Origin of the sequence: Nitrosomonas sp. sh817 (genome assembly GCF_030908545.1) — a bacterium.
Lineage (GTDB): Bacteria > Pseudomonadota > Gammaproteobacteria > Burkholderiales > Nitrosomonadaceae > Nitrosomonas.
The window spans coordinates 1,880,782-1,902,064 of record NZ_CP133083.1 but is presented as its reverse complement, the minus strand read 5'-3'; the positions used below and the strand labels follow the sequence as shown (position 1 = coordinate 1,902,064).

23 protein-coding genes are annotated in these 21,283 nt (G+C 44.6%); 13 read left to right on the top strand and 10 right to left on the bottom strand.

Annotation, left to right across the window (positions count from 1 at the left end; genetic code table 11):
• Positions 1 to 5: 5 nt before the first annotated feature.
• The 5 genes from pbpG to flgA form a co-directional block, all read right to left on the bottom strand.
• On the bottom strand, positions 6 to 833 hold the full coding sequence (gene pbpG, locus RBH92_RS08905; RefSeq protein WP_307931738.1) for a D-alanyl-D-alanine endopeptidase: 828 nt from the start codon (positions 831 to 833) through the stop codon (positions 6 to 8).
• Between the two features lie 311 nt (positions 834 to 1,144).
• Positions 1,145 to 1,372, bottom strand: a complete 228-nt coding sequence (locus tag RBH92_RS08900; protein ID WP_307931737.1) for a hypothetical protein — start codon at positions 1,370 to 1,372, stop codon at positions 1,145 to 1,147.
• Positions 1,373 to 1,568: 196 nt separating this feature from the next.
• Complete coding sequence (locus tag RBH92_RS08895) at positions 1,569 to 1,943, bottom strand: Mth938-like domain-containing protein (RefSeq protein WP_307931736.1); 375 nt, start codon at positions 1,941 to 1,943, stop codon at positions 1,569 to 1,571.
• 78 nt (positions 1,944 to 2,021) lie between these two features.
• On the bottom strand, positions 2,022 to 2,318 hold the full coding sequence (locus RBH92_RS08890; protein WP_307931735.1) for an acyl carrier protein: 297 nt from the start codon (positions 2,316 to 2,318) through the stop codon (positions 2,022 to 2,024).
• Between the two features lie 117 nt (positions 2,319 to 2,435).
• The gene (gene flgA, locus RBH92_RS08885) at positions 2,436 to 3,299 is read right to left on the bottom strand and encodes a flagellar basal body P-ring formation chaperone FlgA (RefSeq protein WP_307933952.1); all 864 of its coding nucleotides are present in this window, start codon (positions 3,297 to 3,299) and stop codon (positions 2,436 to 2,438) included.
• 80 nt (positions 3,300 to 3,379) lie between these two features.
• Between flgA and flgB the strand changes: the two genes are divergently transcribed.
• The 11 genes from flgB (at position 3,380) to flgL (ending at position 13,889) form a co-directional block, all read left to right on the top strand.
• On the top strand, positions 3,380 to 3,793 hold the full coding sequence (flgB, locus tag RBH92_RS08880) for a flagellar basal body rod protein FlgB (protein WP_307931734.1): 414 nt from the start codon (positions 3,380 to 3,382) through the stop codon (positions 3,791 to 3,793).
• A 3-nt stretch (positions 3,794 to 3,796) separates the two neighbouring features.
• Positions 3,797 to 4,201, top strand: a complete 405-nt coding sequence (gene flgC / locus RBH92_RS08875; RefSeq protein ID WP_292923652.1) for a flagellar basal body rod protein FlgC — start codon at positions 3,797 to 3,799, stop codon at positions 4,199 to 4,201.
• Positions 4,202 to 4,212: 11 nt separating this feature from the next.
• A complete protein-coding gene (locus tag RBH92_RS08870; RefSeq protein ID WP_307931733.1) occupies positions 4,213 to 4,881 on the top strand; it encodes a flagellar hook assembly protein FlgD in 669 nt (222 codons plus the stop codon).
• Between the two features lie 60 nt (positions 4,882 to 4,941).
• A complete protein-coding gene (gene flgE, locus RBH92_RS08865) occupies positions 4,942 to 6,159 on the top strand; it encodes a flagellar hook protein FlgE (protein ID WP_374049930.1) in 1,218 nt (405 codons plus the stop codon).
• A 49-nt stretch (positions 6,160 to 6,208) separates the two neighbouring features.
• Positions 6,209 to 6,955, top strand: a complete 747-nt coding sequence (flgF, locus tag RBH92_RS08860; protein WP_307931732.1) for a flagellar basal-body rod protein FlgF — start codon at positions 6,209 to 6,211, stop codon at positions 6,953 to 6,955.
• A 26-nt stretch (positions 6,956 to 6,981) separates the two neighbouring features.
• Positions 6,982 to 7,770, top strand: a complete 789-nt coding sequence (gene flgG / locus RBH92_RS08855) for a flagellar basal-body rod protein FlgG (protein WP_307931731.1) — start codon at positions 6,982 to 6,984, stop codon at positions 7,768 to 7,770.
• Between the two features lie 14 nt (positions 7,771 to 7,784).
• Complete coding sequence (locus tag RBH92_RS08850; RefSeq protein ID WP_292923658.1) at positions 7,785 to 8,501, top strand: flagellar basal body L-ring protein FlgH; 717 nt, start codon at positions 7,785 to 7,787, stop codon at positions 8,499 to 8,501.
• Positions 8,502 to 8,540: 39 nt separating this feature from the next.
• Positions 8,541 to 9,650 (top strand): flagellar basal body P-ring protein FlgI, encoded by a 1,110-nt coding sequence (locus RBH92_RS08845; protein ID WP_307931730.1) that lies wholly within the window; start codon positions 8,541 to 8,543, stop codon positions 9,648 to 9,650.
• 18 nt (positions 9,651 to 9,668) lie between these two features.
• The gene (gene flgJ, locus RBH92_RS08840) at positions 9,669 to 10,673 is read left to right on the top strand and encodes a flagellar assembly peptidoglycan hydrolase FlgJ (protein WP_307931729.1); all 1,005 of its coding nucleotides are present in this window, start codon (positions 9,669 to 9,671) and stop codon (positions 10,671 to 10,673) included.
• A gap of 79 nt (positions 10,674 to 10,752) precedes the next feature.
• Positions 10,753 to 12,657 (top strand): flagellar hook-associated protein FlgK, encoded by a 1,905-nt coding sequence (flgK, locus tag RBH92_RS08835; RefSeq protein WP_307931728.1) that lies wholly within the window; start codon positions 10,753 to 10,755, stop codon positions 12,655 to 12,657.
• Between the two features lie 23 nt (positions 12,658 to 12,680).
• Complete coding sequence (gene flgL, locus RBH92_RS08830; RefSeq protein ID WP_307931727.1) at positions 12,681 to 13,889, top strand: flagellar hook-associated protein FlgL; 1,209 nt, start codon at positions 12,681 to 12,683, stop codon at positions 13,887 to 13,889.
• Positions 13,890 to 13,905: 16 nt separating this feature from the next.
• Here the strand turns inward: flgL and purD are convergent, their stop codons facing one another.
• From purD to RBH92_RS08805, 5 genes are all read right to left on the bottom strand, one after another.
• A complete protein-coding gene (purD, locus tag RBH92_RS08825) occupies positions 13,906 to 15,216 on the bottom strand; it encodes a phosphoribosylamine--glycine ligase (RefSeq protein ID WP_307931726.1) in 1,311 nt (436 codons plus the stop codon).
• A 14-nt stretch (positions 15,217 to 15,230) separates the two neighbouring features.
• Positions 15,231 to 16,790 (bottom strand): bifunctional phosphoribosylaminoimidazolecarboxamide formyltransferase/IMP cyclohydrolase, encoded by a 1,560-nt coding sequence (gene purH / locus RBH92_RS08820; protein ID WP_307931725.1) that lies wholly within the window; start codon positions 16,788 to 16,790, stop codon positions 15,231 to 15,233.
• Positions 16,787 to 17,029 (bottom strand): helix-turn-helix domain-containing protein, encoded by a 243-nt coding sequence (locus RBH92_RS08815; RefSeq protein ID WP_292923666.1) that lies wholly within the window; start codon positions 17,027 to 17,029, stop codon positions 16,787 to 16,789. The genes purH and RBH92_RS08815 overlap by 4 nt, the downstream gene beginning before the upstream one ends.
• Before the next feature lie 7 nt (positions 17,030 to 17,036).
• Positions 17,037 to 18,041 carry a tRNA dihydrouridine synthase DusB gene (gene dusB, locus RBH92_RS08810; protein ID WP_307931724.1) on the bottom strand — a complete coding sequence of 335 codons (1,005 nt, stop codon included), beginning with the start codon at positions 18,039 to 18,041 and terminating at the stop codon, positions 17,037 to 17,039.
• Positions 18,042 to 18,185: 144 nt separating this feature from the next.
• The gene (locus RBH92_RS08805; RefSeq protein ID WP_307931723.1) at positions 18,186 to 19,358 is read right to left on the bottom strand and encodes an FAD-dependent monooxygenase; all 1,173 of its coding nucleotides are present in this window, start codon (positions 19,356 to 19,358) and stop codon (positions 18,186 to 18,188) included.
• A 340-nt stretch (positions 19,359 to 19,698) separates the two neighbouring features.
• Between RBH92_RS08805 and RBH92_RS08800 the strand changes: the two genes are divergently transcribed.
• Positions 19,699 to 20,448: an ankyrin repeat domain-containing protein gene (locus RBH92_RS08800; RefSeq protein ID WP_307931722.1), complete on the top strand. Its 750-nt coding sequence runs from the start codon at positions 19,699 to 19,701 to the stop codon at positions 20,446 to 20,448.
• Between the two features lie 81 nt (positions 20,449 to 20,529).
• A complete protein-coding gene (locus tag RBH92_RS08795; RefSeq protein ID WP_307931721.1) occupies positions 20,530 to 21,204 on the top strand; it encodes a tetratricopeptide repeat protein in 675 nt (224 codons plus the stop codon).
• The last annotated feature ends 79 nt before the right edge of the window (positions 21,205 to 21,283 follow it).

The window sequence follows — 21,283 nt, the reverse complement described above, 5'->3', positions numbered from 1 at the left end:
AAGACTTAGGCTTGTTTGCGTCGTTGATGATTCTCGAGCCATTTTTTAACGCGATTGGCATCACCGATACGCGTATTCTTTCCCCATGAATTGAGCAATACAATGACGACCGGCTGATCAGCAATCTTTGCTTGCATGACTAAGCAACGGCCGGCTTCGCTTAAATAACCGGTTTTCGAAACATCGATTTCCCAATTCTGGCCGCGTACCAAGCTATTGGAATTGACAAATTGTAACTGTTTGTGCCTTTCTAAGGGGGTTACGACGTGTTGCGGGGTGGTGGAGAATTTCCGGATCGTCAGATAGTTGTGGGATGCAGCAACAAGGTTGGACAGATCACGAGCCGTTGCCGCATTGTCGCTACTCAATCCGGTAGGGTCAACAAAGCGGCTATTCAACATTCCGATTTTTTTTGCCTTGCTATTCATAGCGTTGATGAAAGCTTGAGCCCCGCCTGGATAAGTTCTGGCCAGCGCTGCAGCGGCTCGGTTTTCTGATGACATCAAAGCTAATCTGAGGAGTTCGTGACGTGCATAGCTACTGCCAACGGGTAATCGTGAGGAAGTGTTTTTAAGTTTATCGATGTCTGCTTTTTCTATGGTGATAACTTCATCAGCTGGTAAGCGCGCATCCAGTATGACCATCGCAGTCATTAACTTGGTGATTGAAGCTATCGGCATTACTTTATCAGCATTTTTATCATAAACAATTTGGCCCGTTTGCATATTTACCACTAAAGCCGCGTGCGATTTGATGCCTGGATCACTTTGTTGGGCTGAGACATAATCTGTTAAAAGAAATAAAAAACAAAATAAAACGATTTTCCGCTTCATGCTTTTTCTTTCCTATAGTAAATCGCGCTGATTTTTATTGATATAAAAGCCTATTAGGGCCTGACAAAAGCTTTACTATAACAATATTGTTGCAAAAACCAATTGGCAATATCTGTTTCAGAAACCACAGAAAAGATCGAAACAAAGAGACTGAAATGTGAAGGTAATTTTGTGTGGAATTTCAGAGAATAGGCCAAGCAGTTAACAATTTACTTTTGATCTGCTTAGAAGACTAAGGATCCAGTGACAGAAAATCTTGAGAATTCAGCTTGGCCTATTGAATGGTCAGTTACTCGCGAGTAACCGGATTATTACTTACCAAAATTGGGTTGTTTTACTTTGGCCGGACAGGTAATCATTTCACCGTCGGTACGATCTCTAATTTTCTCGCCATCTTTTTTGCCTTCGCAAGACCATTGGTTCAGAATATCTTGTGCAGACATCGGCGGCATTTTAGATTCTTTATTTCCACTAGCCATGGTTACTGACGATCCAAACAAAAAGACTAAGCTAATTGCAGCAATAATAAATTTATTCATACTTAACTCCTATAATTAACGTTATTAAGGAAGCCATATTTTTTACTTGACTTGCCGAGTCATGAATTTATCACAATCCTGGTAGTTATGGCCATTTCTTTTTGATCTAATGTGTCATGGAATATAGATGTCGCAACATTTTCATTCCATTTTATTCAGTGTCTTACCATAAAATCTGGGCCAATTAGCATCACCATCATAACTGCACTAATACAGCGGCAGCGATATGGCGCCCTTCTTCAGCAAGAATGTTAAAAGTGCGGCAAGCGGCTCCGGTATCCATTATTTCGATTCCAATTCCAGTTTTGGTTATCTGAGAGAGCAAAGATTGGTTTGGAAAAATGTGCTTGGGACCGGTACCAAGAAGAATTATTTCCGGTGATAGAGTTATTAACGCATCAAAATGATGAAATTGCAATTCTGCTATCGATAAAACTGGCCAATTTTCAATTAATTGATTGGGTAAAACGATCAAACTCTGCTTGTATCGAATCTGGTTTATTAAAACATATCCTTCGCCATATCCGGTAAAAATATATTGATGAGCAAAATTGGCTGGATGAAGTTTCACTGTATTCACCTTATTGAGTTTTAATAGTACATGTTTGTTGAATTTTCAGGAAAAGATCAGAACCATGGAAGTGGAAAATCACGAAACTAAGTTGTCTTGATGGCAACATTCTGTTTTTATACTGTTTTTTGAAATAAAATCAACCAAATTTCCGAATGTTTCGAATGTTCTTGCACTGATTTCATCATCTTTTATCGTCATTGAAAATCTTTTTTCTATCTCGAGTAAAATTGCTACGACAGCAACAGAATCTAGTTCAGGAATATTGCCGAGCAAGATAGTGTCTTGTTCTATCGAGTTTACTCGTTCATTCAAACCTAGTACCTCTGCGAGAATTTTTTTTGTCTCAATTGTAATTTGATCAGAATTAGCCACTGTAGAAGAAAATATTAAATAAGTTGAAGCTGAGGTTTATTATAAATCGTTTAAACTTTGTAAATACCGACTTGTGTTGCAAATTTCAGATGCCCCGAAAAACCGGCCTCGATATTTCTATGGTTGTATTTCAACAATTGAATTGATGCGCGCCAGGCCGCGAATAATTTTTCCTGATTTATTCCGGACCTGCACCACTTGTCCTTCGGCGGCATCGGTTAATGCTTGACCTTCTGAACGAATGCTGAAGCCGCGGCCTTGAACAACAAGATTGACGGTTTGTCCACGCAATATGACAAAGGGTGCGCGAAGCATCTGCGGACGAATCGGTTGTCCTGCAGAGAGATTGCTGGTTGCTACTTTACCAACTACTTGAGCGGCATCGGTAAGAATCCCTTCAGGCATCTGAACGAGATTAACATTCTGCAGGGCAATATCTTCATAAGAAAGTGTTTGTCCATTCGAAACAGGGCGGGCGATATGAAGAACATCTGTCATAACATTTACTTCCGCTTGAACATAAATAGTCCAGGAATCCGGCTGATTGTCACAACGGATACCAATCGAAGTTTTTCCCCATAAGCGGCCACCCGCAGGAATAAAAGGTTCTAGGTTCGAGCACTGCGGTAAAACAAGTTGCCGGTCGATTTGGCCGACATTCACGATTACCTGTCCGGGTAAGTTCGCAGTGTTGCTATATAAGAAATGTTCAACTGTATTTCTGATAAGAGAAATATCTTGGTGCTGGCCTCGCTTGTTGTGAGGGGCTGCAAAGGTCTGAACTGAGAAAACAGTGAGTAGTAGAAAGCATTGCAATAATACCAAGCGTGGTCTGATTGTTTTGATGATCTGTTCTTTTTTGCCGCAATCGGAAAATATTGCCGTTTCTGCCAGCAACCGGGAACTGTTTTTCGTTGCCGGTCGAGAAAGCATATTCAAAGGATAACATCCATTTCTTGTTTTAATCAGAGAATGATTCATCAATTACAGCATTTATGATAGTTGGCATATTAAATGCTAACAGAAGAATGGAAAAAATAAACTGCTAGGTTAATCAGAACATGATCAACAAACTTGACAAAGAGCTAAATTACCATCATCAAGCCTTGAGCTTGCGAGTCGCACGGCAAGAATTGCTTTCAAGCAATGTAGCAAATGCCGATACCCCAAATTTTAAAGCAAAAGATATTGATTTTGCCAATTTACTTAACCAGAAATTGGCGGCAACTTCTAATTTGCAAGGTAAGTTAGCTCTAAATACGACATCTTCAATGCACATAAATTCAGGTGCATCTGGAATCTTGGGTGACAACATCTTGTACCGGGTTCCATTGCAACCGAGTGCGGACGGAAATACCGTCGATATGGATATGGAACGGACTAGATTTGCAGATAACGCGATCAAATATGATGCGAGTATTACATTTCTAAACAACGAATTTAGAAACTTGGTTTCAGCAATGCAGGAGAGATAGAAAATGTCTTTATTTAATGTATTCGGTATTGCAAGTTCGGCCATGTCGGCACAATCACAACGGTTAAATGTCGTTGCCAGTAATCTTTCCAATGCCGACAGTGTGACCAGTTCCACTGGAGAGCCATATCGCGGACGTCAGGTGGTATTCAGTACATTACCGTCGGACGGAAACGGTGCCAGCGGCGTTAAAGTGGCAGGGATTGTTCATGACGCATCACCAATGCGCCAAATTTTCGACCCAAAACATCCGATGGCCGATAAAAGTGGCTATGTAACAATGCCGAATGTCAATGTTGTCGATGAAATGGTGAATATGATGTCGGCATCGCGTTCATATCAGAATAGTGTCGACATGATGAATACAACTAAATCATTGCTGCAGAAAACATTGACGATTGGTCAATAAAGGAGAAGGTAATGGAATCAGTTCAGCCAGTTAACTTGCAAACAATTGCATCGGGTGTAACGACAGGAATTACGAATAAAAAAGATGCCGAGAATCCGCAAGATCGGTTTTTAAAGCTTTTAGTTACCCAGATGAAGAATCAAGATCCCTTGAAGCCGCTTGATAATGCCGAAGTAACCAGTCAAATAGCACAAATCAGCACAGTCTCGGGTATTGATAAATTGAATTCCACCTTGCAGAAATTGGTTTCAAGTTCGGAAGAGAATCGATCTGTCGAAGCATTGGGGATGATTGGCCATCATGCATTTGTTCCCGGCAAATTAATCACGTTGGACAAAGATGGCGCGATTGCTGGCGTCAATTTGGAACAAGCGGTTGATCAACTCAATGTAACGATTCTCGATAGCGCAGGAATCGCGGTTCGCAAAATGGAATTGGGTGTACAGCCATCAGGAATCAGTACGATCGCATGGGACGGTATGACCGATAGCGGCTCGAAGGCGGCGGATGGCGATTACACCTTTGCGGTGACCGCAAAGCAGGGTGGCAAGGACGTTAAAGTCGATACGCTTGCATTCGGGCTCGTGCAAAGTGTGACGCCTGGCAAAGATGACACCCTTCTGGATATGGGGGATGAATTGGGAATGGTTAGCTTGGCAAACATTAAACAGGTATTTTGATAGGAGAATACAATGGGCTTTCAACACGGTTTAAGCGGACTGAATGCGGCATCGACGAATTTGGATGTGATCGGCAATAATATTGCCAATGCGAACACCGCAGGGTTTAAGCAATCCATTGCACAATTTTCCGACATTTTTGCGAATTCGATGGAGGGAACCGACAATGCGCAAATCGGTATCGGTGCAAAGATATCTTCAATCGCTCAGCAATTCGGCCAAGGAAACATCACGCCAACCAGTAACCCGTTGGATATTGCGATTCAAAGTCAGGGGTTTTTCCGGATGAGCGATAATGGAGCGATCAGCTACAGCAGAAACGGACAATTCCATATCGATGATTCGGGCTTTATTGTAGATGCCTCCGGCGCCAATCTAACCGGTTATATGGCAGATGAGAACGGCGATATTCAAGCTGGGAGTATTCCGACAAACTTAAAATTCAGCACTGCCGATTTGGCGCCGCAAGCAACCACCGCGTTCGATGTTGGATTTAATTTGGATGCTCGTAAGACCGGAGTTGCAACCGCCTTTAGTGCGACCGATCCAAAAACCTATGAAAGTACCACTTCCGGTACCGTCATTGATAGTCTCGGTAATTCCCATGTTCTATCTTTATTTTTCAAGAAATCCGATACAGTAGCGAATACCTGGACCGCCTATGCAACTGTCGATGGAGAAGTCACCACCGCTGGTTTGCCCGTAGGCGTTACCATTGATGGAAATCCTTCTCAGTCAATGGAGTTTGATGGCGAAGGTGTTCTTCAAAATATCACTGATAAGTTGGATGTTGAAATCGACTTCAGTGCAATTGATCCACTTTTCGGCGGCGTATCGCCACAGACCATCACGCTGGACCTCACTACGGCGACGCAATTCGGTTCTCCTTTTGGCGTTAATGCATTAACGCAAGATGGTTATACGTCCGGTCGTATGTCAGGCTTTACCATCAGTGCCGATGGTATCATTCTGGGCAATTATAGTAGCGGCCAAACCAAAACACTGGCTCAAATCGTTCTGGCAAACTTTGTCAATCCTCAAGGGCTGGTGCCGATTGGAGATGGTCATTGGGCTGAATCACCAGCATCCGGTGAACCTCTGGTAGGTGTGCCAAAAACCGGAAATTTAGGATCCTTGCAATCGAATGCCATCGAAGAATCTAACGTTGATCTTACAGCCGAGCTAGTAAAAATGATTTCAGCACAGCGCATGTATCAGGCCAGTGCTAAACAAATTGAAACACAAGATCAGATTATTCAAACCATTACTCAGATTTAGTGTTGATTTTGTGATGCAAACATCAGAATCACTTGGAGTTGCATAAAAAATGGATCGGCTAATTTATACCTCAATGACTGGCGCTAACCATACGCTGAATCAACAAGCGACGGTGGCTCATAACCTCGCGAATGCTTCGACAACAGGGTTTCGCTCTGAAACAAACGCTTTCCGGGCGGTACCCATATTTGGTGATGGCTTGCCAACACGTGCTTTTGTGGTGGATACGACGACGGGCGCCGATTTCGCATCGGGACCGCTGGAGACAACTGGGCGTGATCTCGATGTTGCAGTTCGTGGTTCCGGTTGGATTACCGTGCAACTCGATAATGGCGAAGAGGCCTATACGAGGAATGGCAGCTTGCAGGTGAGTCCCAATGGCTTGTTATTAACGCACAATGGTTTAAAAGTAAAAGGAGCGACCGGTGGTTTTATTACAGTTCCACCGGATTCACGCATCACGATAGGTGTGGATGGGACAGTATCAACAGTACCATTGAACGCACTACCGAATACCGTTGCGACGGTTGGACGCATTAAGTTGGTTGACCCGGCGGATGGCGATCTTGTCAAAGGGAACGATGGATTATTTCGCCTTAAAGATGGCAAAGAAGCGCCAGCTGAAGCGAGAGTCCGTTTGATCGACGGTACACTGGAGGGGAGTAACGTGAATGTTGTCAACGAGATGGTGAGTATGATCGCTTTAGCACGGCAGTTCGATATGCAGATGAAGATGCTTGATAACGCAGAGAAGAATGCGCAGCAGGCAAGCCAGATTATGTTGGTAAGAGTTTAAGTCAATAAAATTGAGGTTTATCATCAATGATACGTTCGTTATGGATTTCTAAAACCGGGTTGGAAGCGCAACAAACCAAGCTGGATGTAATTGCCAATAATTTGGCCAACGTCAGTACCAACGGTTTTAAACGATCTCGCGCAGTATTTGAAGATTTGCTGTATCAGACGATACGGCAACCAGGCGCGCAATCGTCACAGCAGACACAATTGCCATCAGGTTTGCAGATTGGTACCGGCGTCAAGCCGGTAGCGACAGAAACCATTTTTACCCAGGGTGTGCCGCAACATACAGATAATCAAAGAGATGTTGCAATCCGAGGCGTTGGTTTTTTCCAAGTTCTGATGCCTGACGGTACAACGGCTTATACCCGGGACGGAGCCTTTCAACTTGATCTCAATGGGCAGCTTGTTACTTCCAGCGGGTATCCGGTTCAACCGGCTATCGTTGTTCCTCCTAATGCTTTGGGTATCACAATCGCGCGAGACGGGACGGTATCAGCCACGGTTCCTGGCGGTACCGGGACACAACAGATTCAATTGGGAAATTTCCAGTTAGCGAGTTTCATTAATCCGTCTGGTTTACAAAGGGTCGGAGAAAATTTGTATTTGGAAACCGCATCTAGCGGCACACCGAACCAGAATGCACCTGGAACCAATGGGTTAGGCGTATTGGATCAGAATTATGTCGAAACATCAAATGTCAATGTTGTAGAAGAACTGGTCAATATGATCCAAACACAGCGTGCCTACGAGCTGAATTCAAAGTCGGTAGAAACATCGGATCAGATGCTGCAAAGACTAGCTCAGTTATGATGGGGTTAACGATCATGATGGATAAGTGTATTCAAGTGGTAGCTCGTAACGGTTCTTTTGTATTGCTAATAGCCATCATATTGCTATCAGGTTGCGCTATGACGCCGGCAACTTCTACTCATCAACCCAATACATTGCGTCCATTTCATCAAAGTTTGGCAGTTACCCAACCGAATGGATCAATTCTTCAAGCGATCAATAGCACCACAGGTGGGGTTCGTTATACACCGTTATTTGAAGATAGGAGAGCGCGCGGTGTTGGCGATACGATCATTGTTACATTGAATGAAAGAACCAATGCCAGCAAAAGTTCCGGAAGCAATGTTGATCGTTCGGGCAGCATAGATTTTTCAGTTCCGAGTTTGCTAGGAGTTCCGTTGAAGCTATTGACGAAACATGCAACGATGGAAGCAAAAAATAACAATAAATTTGATGGTGGTGGTGAAAGTTCGAGTAAAAATGATTTCAAAGGCACGATTACGGTCACAGTCATCGAAGCATTGCCGAACGGAAATCTCGTAGTAAGTGGAGAAAAGCAAATCGGTATTAACCAAGGACAAGAATTTATAAGACTCTCCGGAGTAGTCAACCCGATTCATATCATGGCGAATACCATTTCTTCAACCCAGATTGCGGATGCGCGCATTGAGTATCGCGGTAATGGGTATATCGATGAGGCTCAAACGATGGGCTGGTTGTCGCGTTTCTTTCTTAATGTATCGCCATTCTAATCTCGTACGAATGCTTATCGACTTGAGCGAAATTTGATTATGAGAAGAGTTAATAAAGTCTTCGTTTGGATCTTGACGATCGGTTTATTGCTGCCAAGTATCAGTAGCGCTGATCGCATTAAGGATCTGGCGTCCATCCAAGGGGTTCGTAACAACCAGTTAATTGGATACGGTCTGGTTGTCGGTTTGGATGGCAGCGGTGACATGACAACGCAAACGCCCTTTACCGTTCAAAGTGTGATTAGCATGCTGGGTCAGCTTGGTATTAATTTACCTCCCGGAACAAATTTGCAGTTACGGAATGTGGCAGCAGTTATGGTGACAGCGACATTACCGGCTTTTGCAAAACCTGGGCAGCAGATCGATGTGACGGTATCTTCGATGGGCAATGCGAAAAGCCTGCGCGGAGGAACATTGCTGATGACGCCATTGAAGGGGGCAGATAATCAGGTATACGCGATGGCGCAAGGAAGTGTTTTAGTAGGGGGTATCGGAGCCGCGGCTGGAGGAAGCAGCGTCCAGGTCAATCATCTCAGTGTGGGTAGGATTTCAGGTGGTGGAATCGTTGAGCGAGAAATACAAACATCGGTTGGACAAGGAGATTTTATCAATCTGGAATTGAATGCAACGGATTTCTCTACAGTGAATCGTATCGTTGAAGCTATCAACAAATTATATCCAACAGCGGCAGCTGCAGTCGATGGGCGTGTCATACAAGTAAAGGCCCCGGCTGACAATAGTCAGCGAATCAATTTTATTTCTCAGATTGAAAGTATCGATGTGATTCCGGCGAAGGCACCAGCAAAGGTCATTGTTAATTCCAGAACCGGTTCGGTGGTGATGAATCAGTCCGTAACCCTTGAAACGAGTGCAATCGCACATGGGAATTTATCGATTATTATTAATACAGAACCAGTTATCAGCCAGCCCGGGCCGTTTGCGCAACGGGGAGAAACAGTTGTCACTCAGCGCTCTCAGGTTGAGATTCGCACGGACGAGGGAAATTTAATGTTGCTTCCAAATGGCGCGGATTTGGGTGAAGTTGTGAAAGCTCTAACGGCAATCGGCGCAACCACGCAAGATCTTTTGTCTATCTTGCAAGCATTAAAAGCCGCGGGTTCCCTCCGTGCCGATTTGGAAATTATTTAACTTACCGATTGGTTTCTTATGATTATTTCACCGGATCTCTCAAGTAAACTTGCGATCGACACCAAAGGCCTTGATGATTTACATGGCTTGGTCAAGCGGGACCCGGACCAGGCTTTACACAAGGCTGCGCAACAATTTGAAGCTTTATTTATGAATATGCTTCTTAAAAGTATGCGTGAGGCTACTCCAAAAGATGGATTGTTTGAGAGCCGGCAGACGCAATTCTTTACGCAGATGTATGACCAGCAACTTGCACAGCAATTGTCGACGCGAGGGATCGGTATTGCCAATATCATGGTCAAACAATTGGCCAGGAGTGCAGATTCGGTTCCAGTTCAGTCGATAAGCCAAACGGATGCGATTTTGTCATCCCTTCAAACTATTCATCAATCGGCACTGACAAAGAGCGGGCATTCGAATGACAAATCAGAAGAGTTATGGCCGGGCGCCCCAAGTTCGATGAAATCGATGACATCGGTAGATAACATAAATCATACAAATGAAATTTTTGTTAATCCTGTCAAAAGAGATCGACAATCGGGTGGTTTACCAAATTCCTCTGCTAATTTTATTGAAATGCTTCTCCCCCATGCAAAAACTGCCGCCCAATCGACAGGAATTCCTCCTCATTTCATGCTAGCACAAGCTGCGCTTGAGAGCGGCTGGGGTAAGCATGAGATACGACATGCTGATAACAGTCCTAGCTATAATTTATTCGGAATCAAAGCCGGGGCGAATTGGAAGGGGGACGTAGTGGAGACAATGACCACTGAATATATTAATGGTGTGCCACAAAAGACTGTCGAAAAATTTCGCGCTTATAACTCATATGCCGAAGGGTTTCATGACTACGCGAGATTACTAGCCGATAACCCACGTTATGCAAAAGTCTTGCAATCAACAGATCCAGCGTCATTTGCAAACGGCCTGCAACGTGCAGGTTATGCGACAGATCCTCAATATGCCGAGAAATTGCTTCGGATACTTAATAGCGAAAGATTACAAAATCGGGAATTCATTTAACAGACGAAATTTTTAATTCTTTTATGATTTTGCCGATATCATCTCCATATTAATTAATTTAAAGAACTAGTTATAAATTATGGGAAACAGTATTCTTGATGTTGGATATTCTGGACTATTGACGTCACAAAATCAGTTATTGACGACGAGTCATAATATCAGCAATGCTAACACGCCCGGTTTTAATCGGCAGAAACTGATATTAACTACGAATACTTCTCAATCTACTGGTGCTGGTTTTGTCGGGCGTGGTGTCAGCGCAGCCACTGTTCATCGCATTTTTAATCAGTTTCTGGTTAGTCAGTCATTGCAAATCCAATCGCAGAGTCAAGCGCTGGATAGCAATTATAATGAAATAAAGCAATTGGATAATATGTTAGCTGAATCCACATCCGGGCTTTCTCCAACGCTGCAAAAATTTTTCACTGCCATACAGGATGTTGCTACCAATTCATCGGTCATACCTTCGCGGCAATCAATGCTAAGCAATGCTGAAGCGCTTGTCTCGCGTTTTCACAGCATGGATCAACGCATCACGCAAATCAAAGATGGCGTCAATACGCAGATAACCAGTGCGGTTGCAGAGATCAATTCCTTAGCCGGGCAGATTTCCCAGATTAATCAACAAATAATTTGGGCGGAGGGCGCCGCCGGCGGACACCCAGCTAATGATATGCTGGACCAGCGGGATGATCTTATCAATCAATTAAATAAAATAATTAATACCGATACAGTCCGGCAAACCGACGGCACAGTAAATGTTTATGTCGGATCAGGTCAGGCGCTGGTCGTGGGTGCTCAAACATTATCGCTCCAAGCAATGAAATCTCCCGATGCTCCTGAGAAATTAACAATCGGGCTGATGAATGGCTCAAGCGTCATTCAGCTACCGGAGAAACAGATTTCTGGCGGAACTTTGGGCGGACTTTTGGCTTTTCGTAACGAGTCCCTTGATAATGCGCATAATGCGCTGGGGAGAATTGCAATCAATTTGGCACAAACATTCAATGCACAGCATCAGTTAGGGATGGATCTCAATGGCGATATGGGAGAAGCGTTTTTTAATTTACCATCTCCCAAAGTAATTTCTGCATCAACCAATAATATTGCTTCGAATATCACCTCGCAGATAACCGACTATAGCGCTTTAACGACCAGCAATTACCAATTTTCTTATGATGGTACAAATTACACATTGACGAGATTATCGGATAATACTTCTACGACTCCTTCGAATGTATTTCCAATAACACTTGATGGGATAACTGTATCCTTTGCTTCGATGCAAGCAAATGAAAGATTTCAGATACAACCCACCGTCAATGGCGCCAAAGATATTGCGGTCAATATTACCGATACCACTAAAATTGCAGCGGCTGCCCCTAATCGTACCAGTGCTGCTTTGACGAATACTGGTACTGGAACAATTAGTGCTGGATCGGTCAATCCATTACCGCTGGATACTAATCTCCAGCAACCGCTCACAATAACATTTACTGGAACTCCACCGGGTACCTTTGATGTAGCAGGTATTGGTACTGGACTACCGGTGACTGGTCAAGCGTATTCTTCTGGTACTGACATCAGTTTTAATGGCTTTACCTTCCAAATTAGCGGAAGTCCAGCGGTGGGAGATGTTTTTACAATAACACCAAATAACAGTGGCGTTTCAGATAATCGCAATATCCTGCAACTAGGGGCATTGCAATCCACTAATACTATTCAGAATGGTACAGCAACTTACCAATCTGCCTATGGGCAATTAGTCAGCGAGATAGGTAATAAAACGCGTGAATTGGAAGTTACGAGTAAAGCACAGGCCAATTTATTGACACAGACACAAAATTCCATTCAGTCGATATCAGGTGTTAATTTGGATGAAGAAGCCGCAAACCTGCTGCGATTTCAGCAAGTTTACCAAGCTTCGAGCAAAGTCATTGAATTGAGTAAAACTTTGTTTGATTCGATCCTTCGATTTGGTTAAATTTTTAAGTGGAAGGCGGAAAAATGCGTATCAGTACTAATACGATGTATGAAAGCGGTACTAACATGATGCTTCAGCAGCAGGAGAAGCTGATTAAAACACAACAACAGCTTTCCACTGGCAGAAGAATTCTGACACCCTCTGATGATCCTATTTCAGCCGCTCAAGTATTAAATATCGCGCAATCGGCATCACTTAATGAGCAATATTCCGTTAATCGCACCAGCGCTAATTCGTCATTGTCATTAGAAGAAAATGTATTGAGAAAAGTCACGACATTGTTGCAGGACCTTCACAGTACAGCGGTCTATGCCGGGAATTCATCGTTAACCGATAATGAGCGCAAAATTCTGGCGACGGAATTACGCAGCCATCTTGAATCTCTCGTTGGTTTGTCAAACACAACGGATGAAAAGGGGCAGTATCTATTTTCAGGATATCAAGCACATACGAAACCCTTTGTCCAGACCGGACTCACTGTTACATACGCGGGAGACCAAGGGCAGCGATTGAATCAAGTCGGCTCTGCACGCCAGCTTGCTGTTAGTGATTCCGGGACAGATATTTTTGAGCGTATTAAGAATGGTAATGGTGTTTTTTCAACCGCCGCCGATTCTTTAAATACCGGTACTGGCGTTATTGATGTGGGTTCGGTAATAACTCCAGCAAGCCTGACTGGCGATGATTACGAAATAACTTTTAATGTATCTGCCGGTGTGACGACTTATGATATTGTGAATATCACAACTTCCGCGACTGTTTCATCAGGAAATCCTTATTCAAGTAACGGCGTCATTAGCTTTGATGGCATGCAGTTAAGTGTCAAGGGTAATCCAGCTAATGGCGATAAATTTACAGTATCGCCAAGTCAGAATCACAGTATTTTTAATACGGTGAGCGATTTGATTACAGCGCTTGAAACACCGGCAAGCGGTCAGCCCGGAGGAACACGGCTGTCAAATAGTCTGAACTCAGTACTGCAAAATGTTAATAATAGTTTGGAGCATGTACTTGCCAAGCAAGCATCAATTGGTGCTCGATTGCAAGAAATCGAAACACTCGAGAGTGTTGGCGATGATCAAAATATTCAGTTTGAGCAATTACTATCGAGTCTGCAGGATGTGGATTTTGCAAAGGCTATATCGGATCTGAAAAGACAGCAACTTTATTTGGAAGCAGCGCAACAATCCTATGTTAAGGTATCGGGTTTATCGCTGTTTAACTACATTTAACAATGCAGCATTTTATTTAAATGCTTTTCCGTTGATAGTTAATTCCTTGGTATCCGATATCATGGCGGGCTTGGGAGCCGTCAAAGTGGATCTTTTCAATAAGTTTATAAGCGGATTGTTGGGCAAGTTTAATATTTTCCCCTAACGCCGTCACACATAATACGCGGCCGCCGGCCGTAACAATTTCATCACCGCTTTGCCCTCCCAAGGCAGTTCCGGCCTGAAAGATATGAAAGTCATCAGTCTGTTCTTGCGCTGTAATTAACTCCCTTAGACCGGTGATGGCATCATTCTTTCTCGGGTTTTCTGGGTAACCTGCGGCAGCCATGACAATTCCAAGCGCGGTGCGGCGATCCCATTCGATAGCGGCTTTGTCCAATGTGCCATTAACAGCATGCTCAATTAGCGTTACCAGATCACTTCTTAAACGTAGCAGGATTGGTTGAGTCTCGGGATCACCCAGGCGGCAATTAAACTCTAATACTTTAACTTGATTTTCCGGGGTAATCATTAGTCCCGCATATAGAAAGCCGGTATAGCCAACGCCCTCCTTACTCATTCCATTGATTACCGGATCGATGATATTGCGCATGATCTGGGCATGCAAGCTCGGTGTTACAAAAGGCGTGGGTGAATAGGCGCCCATGCCACCCGTATTGGGTCCAAGGTTTCCGTCTAAAAGACGTTTATGATCCTGGCTGGTTGCTAAAGGTAGAATGTGAACGCCGTCGGTGATGACGATAAAGCTGACTTCCGTTCCTTCAATATATTCCTCAATAATAATCTCGTTACCGGCAGCGCCAAGATTATTCTCAACGAGGAGTGCATTAACCGCAGCATGGGCTTGTTCATTGGTATCGGCTATGATCACGCCTTTTCCCGCCGCCAAGCCGTCAGCCTTTATAACCAACGGCGCGCCATGCTGATCAATGTAAGCATGTGCAAGATCCGGTTGATTAAAACTACAGTAGGCAGCCGTTGGAATGTGATGCCGCATCATGAAGTCTTTTGCAAAGGTCTTTGATGTTTCAAGCTGCGCCGCTTGTTGTGTCGGGCCAAAAATTTTTAAACCGGCGGCCCGGAACTCATCAACGATTCCAGCGGCTAGCGGGATTTCCGGCCCTACTATTGTTAACGCAATTTGTTCTTTTTTCGCGAATTCGATTAACTCGGGAAACGAAGTTATTGGGAGGTTCTCGAGTCCTTGCTCCAACCTGGTGCCGGCATTTCCCGGAGCAACAAAAACTTTGTGAACCCGTGGAGATAAGCTGAGCTTCCACGCTAACGCGTGTTCTCTGCCACCATTGCCAATAACTAATAATTTCATGAGCTTAATGTTAACTAATGTCTAAAATGCCGAATGCCGGTGAGAACCATTGTGACGCCGTGTTCATCGGCAGCGGCGATGACCTCATCGTCGCGGATACTGCCGCCTGGTTGAATAATTGCTGTGGCGCCGGAGTTAATCACAACATCGAGACCATCCCGAAACGGGAAAAACGCATCCGATGCAACGACGGATCCTGAGAGTGAGAGCCCGACCTGTTGTGCTTTGATTGCTGCGATGCGAGCACTATCAACGCGACTCATTTGGCCTGCACCGATGCCGATGGTTTGGCCATCGCGGCAAAAAACAATGGCATTTGATTTAACAAACTTCGCGGCACGCCACGCAAACAATAGATCGTCCAATTGCTGCTGAGAAGGTTTAATTTTGGTAACGATACGCAGATCGGATGCAGCGATGTTGTGGGTATCCGGCGTTTGAACCAGCAGGCCGCCGCCGACCTTCTTTAAATCGTAATTATGATGTCCAGCATGGAGCGGCACTATCAGCAGTCGGATGTTGTTCTTTTGCGCTAGGATTTGTTGCGCCTCCGGTGATATCTCGGGCGCGATAATCACTTCGACAAATTGTTTTAAAATGGCTTCAGCGGTGACGGCATCGATCATTCTGTTAAACGCGATAATGCCCCCAAAGGCGGATACCGGGTCTGTGGCGAAAGCAAGCTGATAGGCGCGCAATGCAGTTTCGGCGATGGCTATTCCGCACGGATTGGCGTGTTTTACAATCACACATGCCGTTTTATCAAAAGTCTTCACACATTCCCATGCCGCGTCGGTATCAGCGATATTGTTATAGGATAATTCTTTTCCTTGCAATTGACGGTAATTGGCCAGACTGCCCGGGGTCATTGCTTCGTCGCGGTAAAATGCTGCTTTTTGGTGAGGATTCTCACCATAACGCAGATGCTGAGCGACCCTGAAGTTTAAATTCAGAGAGTCAGGAAAGTCTTTGCGGTGATGGTTACTATCCAAAGCGGTTAGATAGTTACTGATGGCGCTATCGTAAGAGGCTGTGTGAGTGAAGGCTTTCTGTGCCAGCATGAAACGCGTTGCGAGACTGGTCGAACCTTGGTTGGCTTCCAATTCCCGGCATAACAAGGAATAGTCCTGCGGGTCGGTTACGATAGTTACTTTTTGATAATTTTTTGCAGCAGCGCGCACCATAGTAGGACCGCCGATATCAATATTCTCAATGGCTTCTTCCAGGGTGCAACCGGGCTTCGAGGTTGCTTGTTTAAAAGGATAAAGATTGACCACAACCAAATCGATATTGGGAATCGACCTTGCTTGAAGTGTTTCTTGGTGTTCCGGAATATCAAACCGCGCTAGAATCCCGGCATGAATTTTAGGATGCAGTGTTTTGACCCGGCCATCCAGCATTTCCGGAAACTCTGTATATTGGCTGACTTCAAGCACACGCAATCCGGCCTCAAGCAACATTTTTGCTGTGCCGCCGGTAGACAGCAGTGTAATATCATGAGCGATCAGCTGCTGCGCGAGCGGGATCAGTCCGGTTTTGTCTGAGACGCTGATAAGTGCATATTTTATAGTCATTTAATTTGATATTGTTTCATTTTTTGACGTAGCGTATTACGATTGATTCCTAGTAATTCAGCGGCCCGTGTTTGGTTTCCCTCAGTATGTTGCATCGCGATTTCAATCAACGGTTTTTCAACACTGTGAATGACCATGTTATAGAGATGTCCAGGTTTCTCACCATCGAGATCTCTGAGATAACTAGCAATGGCCTTACGTATACAAGATGCAATTTCATTTTCTTTGATTGCATTCATTAACTGGTCACTCCTCCTCTTTGATGTATCTCAATCTGTGCCCGGTCTCAGCCAATTTCGAGAAAAATCCATTGGTTTCCGAGATTTGCTGATTACTCGTTTGCAATTGGTTCATCGATTGACGGAAATGTGCGGAGCCCATCAATCCTTTGGTATACCACGATATATGTTTCCGGGCGATGCGAACCCCCGAATACTCACCGTAGAATTCGTAAAGGTCGTACAAGTGTTTAATTAGCACTTCATGTATCTCGGCCACTTCAGGGGGCGGTAACTTTTGCCCGGTTGCAAGATAGTGGTCAATCTCACGAAATATCCAAGGCCTGCCTTGTGCGGCGCGGCCAATCATCACTGCATCAGCTTTTGTATACGCCAGTATTTCTTCTGCCTTTTCGGGGGTGGTAATGTCGCCGTTTGCGATAACCGGGATACTAATGGCTGCTTTAACCGCTGCGATAGTGTCGTACTCGGCAGTGCCGGTATAAGCGCAAGCACGGGTACGGCCATGAATTGCCAGTGCTTGCACACCGGAACTTTCGGCAATGCGGGCAACGGATAATGCATTTTTGTGCTGTTTATCCCAGCCGGTGCGTATTTTAAGTGTTACCGGCACGTCAACAGCGTTCACGACGGAATCCAGAATGCGTCCCACCAATTTTTCATCTTGTAATAGTGCAGATCCCGCCATTACATTACATATTTTTTTTGCGGGGCAACCCATATTGATATCAATAATTTGCGCACCGTTGTCGACATTATATCGAGCCGCGGTTGCCAGCATCTGCGGGTCAGCGCCCGCAATCTGAACTGAAATAGGGGATACTTCACCATCGTGATTGGCGCGCCGTTGTGTTTTTGCCGAACCCCAGAGTAACGAGTTGCTGGAAACCATCTCCGATACGGCCATACCTGCTCCCATTTTCTTGCATAGCTGCCTGAAAGGGCGATCGGTCACACCCGCCATGGGAGCGACAATCAGTTTATTTTTCAATAAGTGAGGACCAATCTGCATAAGAAAGTTATATCGAAAAAGATTGTAACATTATGATTAGTATTTAATTATCTCTGAAAACAGTTTGAATTGTTGAAGACTGTATTTTATTGCCGCTTCAATTACAGTTTTTGCCAAAACGGCAGGTGGAGGCTGGATATCAAGTTAGCCACGCACCCCAAATATCATTCGACGAGCCACGAAATGTTTAAGCGAAGGGATGCAGTCCAGAGTGCTGAGTCCTAGGCCGCATGCTTGCTGTAATAGTTTGTTATTATTTGAGAAAATCTTGATTAGAGAATCCGTGAAGATGCGGCTGGCGCCGCTATCTATTTTTCTGTTCTGACGATATTTACTTAACATAGCGGATGAGCCGATATCCAGCGACTGGCTCGGCGCGTTAATGATTTCTCTGGCTAATTCATAAGCATCACGCAAGCCCAAGTTAAATCCTTGTCCTGCCACAGGATGAAGGGTTTGTGCCGCATTACCGATCAAAACGGCTCTTTGCGCAGTTGTTGTGGTCGCGTATTTTAGTGATAGCGGAAACGCCGAGCGTTTTCCTGCATGAACTAGTTTTCCGAGCCTGTCGCCAAAATGCTGATGTAAATTGGTTAAAAAAGTTTGCTCGTCCTGGGCAATGATTTCTTTGACCGCTGACGGTGAGACCGTCCATACCAAAGCGAAATTATCAGCGTTGGGGAGCATGGCAACCGGCCCATCGGATGTGAAGCGTTCGTAAGCGATCCCCGCTTGCTTTTGAGCAGCTTGAATATTCGCTACAATGGCCCACTGCTGATAATCATGGACTGTGTAGGTAAAATCAGGAATTTGTTTTGCCAATTGACCGCCATCTGCGAGAACAACAAGTTTTGCGTGAATGGTCCTTTCCTGATCTTGATAGGTAAAAAAAACTTTGCCTTGGTTTTTAGTGGTTTCAAGCCGGGTAACCGCTGCTCCTGCAATATAATCGGAATCATTTTCTATCAAGTGCTGATGCATCGCGCAAAAGAGATCATGATAATTTACGACGAAGCCAAGCGCAGGAACATCGGCGTCGTCAGATGTTAATACCGTTTCGCCGAAAACACCGCGATTGGATATATGAATTGTTTTAATCGCCGTGATTCGTGACAGGTTGCGCCATACACCGAGTTTTTCCAGTATCAATTGACTTCCGTATGATAATGCCAAAGGCCTCGGATCTTCATCGTTCTCAGGGATACCGCGCGCTTCGAGTAGGATACTGGAGACATTTGTTTGCCGAAGCGCCAACGACAAAGCCATGCCCACCGGACCACCGCCAATAATAACGACATCGTAATGATCAGCGATCATGAGTTTGCGCTTTTGAAAAAATTAACAACGTATAAACGACATACAAACGTCAGAAGGTGCCATCCGGAGAAATCAAGGAAACTGCTTATCAACATCGTGTGAATAATATCTGCAAACAAGCTTATCGTATAAGTTGCAAGGATAACATAGAGCTATTATTGTTGGAATCGAGACCTATCGTATTGCCGGACGATTCATGAGACGGTAATGTCATTAAGATTGTATAATTCTGCGACTCAATCATGAATCCGGAGTGCTAACTTTCGTAACATTGTTGCATAAATTCATTGAGGTATTGTTTGCAAGACATTTATTGTTTCAAAAGCTGAAAGGGTATTGCATGTTGAAGTTGTTAAATTACAAATTGTTGCGCTGGCCGGTATTAATGGTTTTGATTGCAGCGGGGAACGCCTGGTCGCAAAATGCGGAAACTGAGTTTATCCAAGCGGTTGATAAATCGAATTTTTCTCGAGTAAAAACGATATTAGAATCCAAGAGTTTTGATAAGGAACAACTCAATCAAGCGCTTCATCTCGCGGTTAAAAGAGGAAATGCTGAGATCGTCGGGCATTTCTTACAGCTGGGTGTTGATATCGACAGCCGGGCCGATGAAGGTTACACGCCGCTGCTGCAAGCGGCGCGAGATGGCCGTGAGCAAATAGTGCAACAGTTATTAACAGCTGGGGCCGACGCCCATGCCGTATCCGATGATGGCAGCACGGCAATAATACTGGCTGCGGAGAAAGACCGGAGAAAAGTGATCGGTTTGTTGCTGGAAGCAAAAGTTGATGTCAATGCCAGAAGAAACGACGGGATGACGGCGCTGCTGCTGGCTGCGCAAGAAGGTCACAAACAAACCATACAAACATTGGTTGATGCAAACGCGAATGTCAATTATCAACTGGAAAACGGTGCTACGGCGTTAATGATGGCTGCGCAACATGGTAGTCTTGGCGCAACTTACGCACTCGTGGCAGCGAAAGCGGATCTTAATCTGAAAGCTAACAACGGCGTAACGGCGCTGTCACTTGCCAGCCGCTATGGCCATCGGGAAATTTCGGAATTGCTGAAAAAAGCGGGCGCAAGATAATAATTAATTAGTTATTAATAAAATTTTGGAAATTGGCAAGCGGCACAGTATATGTCTGAAATCATAAAGGAAAGAATGCACATGAGATTTTTGTTTGTTTTATTGCTGGTAGCAGTAATTACGGTAATTGCAGGTTGCGGTGAATCATCGAAGAATGATAAGCAGGAAGCCGGTGAGCAATCGATGCCGCAGAGTGAAGTTACCAAACTGGGTGAAATTCCGTCTTTTATGAGTGAAGGATTATCCGAGGAAGAAAAATCGGAATTGAAACAGCAAATCATGCCGCACGGTATCGACGATGTCAGTGTGGCTGAAGAAAAGTTTAAGACGCTGACGGAAAATGCAAAAGCCGGGGATCCGGTTGCGCAAACGAATCTAGGCGTCATGTATTACACCGGTGAGGCGGTATCTAAAACTGCAAGCGGTCAGATTATGAATAATGATCCGGAGCTGGCGGCGGGATGGTTTTACCGGGCTGCTGAACAGGGTTATGCCGATGCGCAATTCAATTTAGGGTTGATGTACGTCAATGGTGAAGGTGTGCCGCAAGATCTTGAACAAGCGGTCGAACTATTCCGGAAAGCCGCTGCGCAGGGTCATGTCGATGCCCAAAATAATTTGGGAGCGATGTATTTCATCGGGGAAGGTGTGGAACGGAATGTCGATAAAGCCATTGAATGGTTTGAGAAAGCTGCAGCCCAGGGCAATGAAGAAGCCCGGGCTAATTTGGAAGCAATTAAAGCGGCTGGAAAGTAATTTATTTATCTGATAAGAATTAAGGAATTAACTAGGGAAACGCTGATTAATTGACCGCGCAAGCGAATCGTTTTGTTGC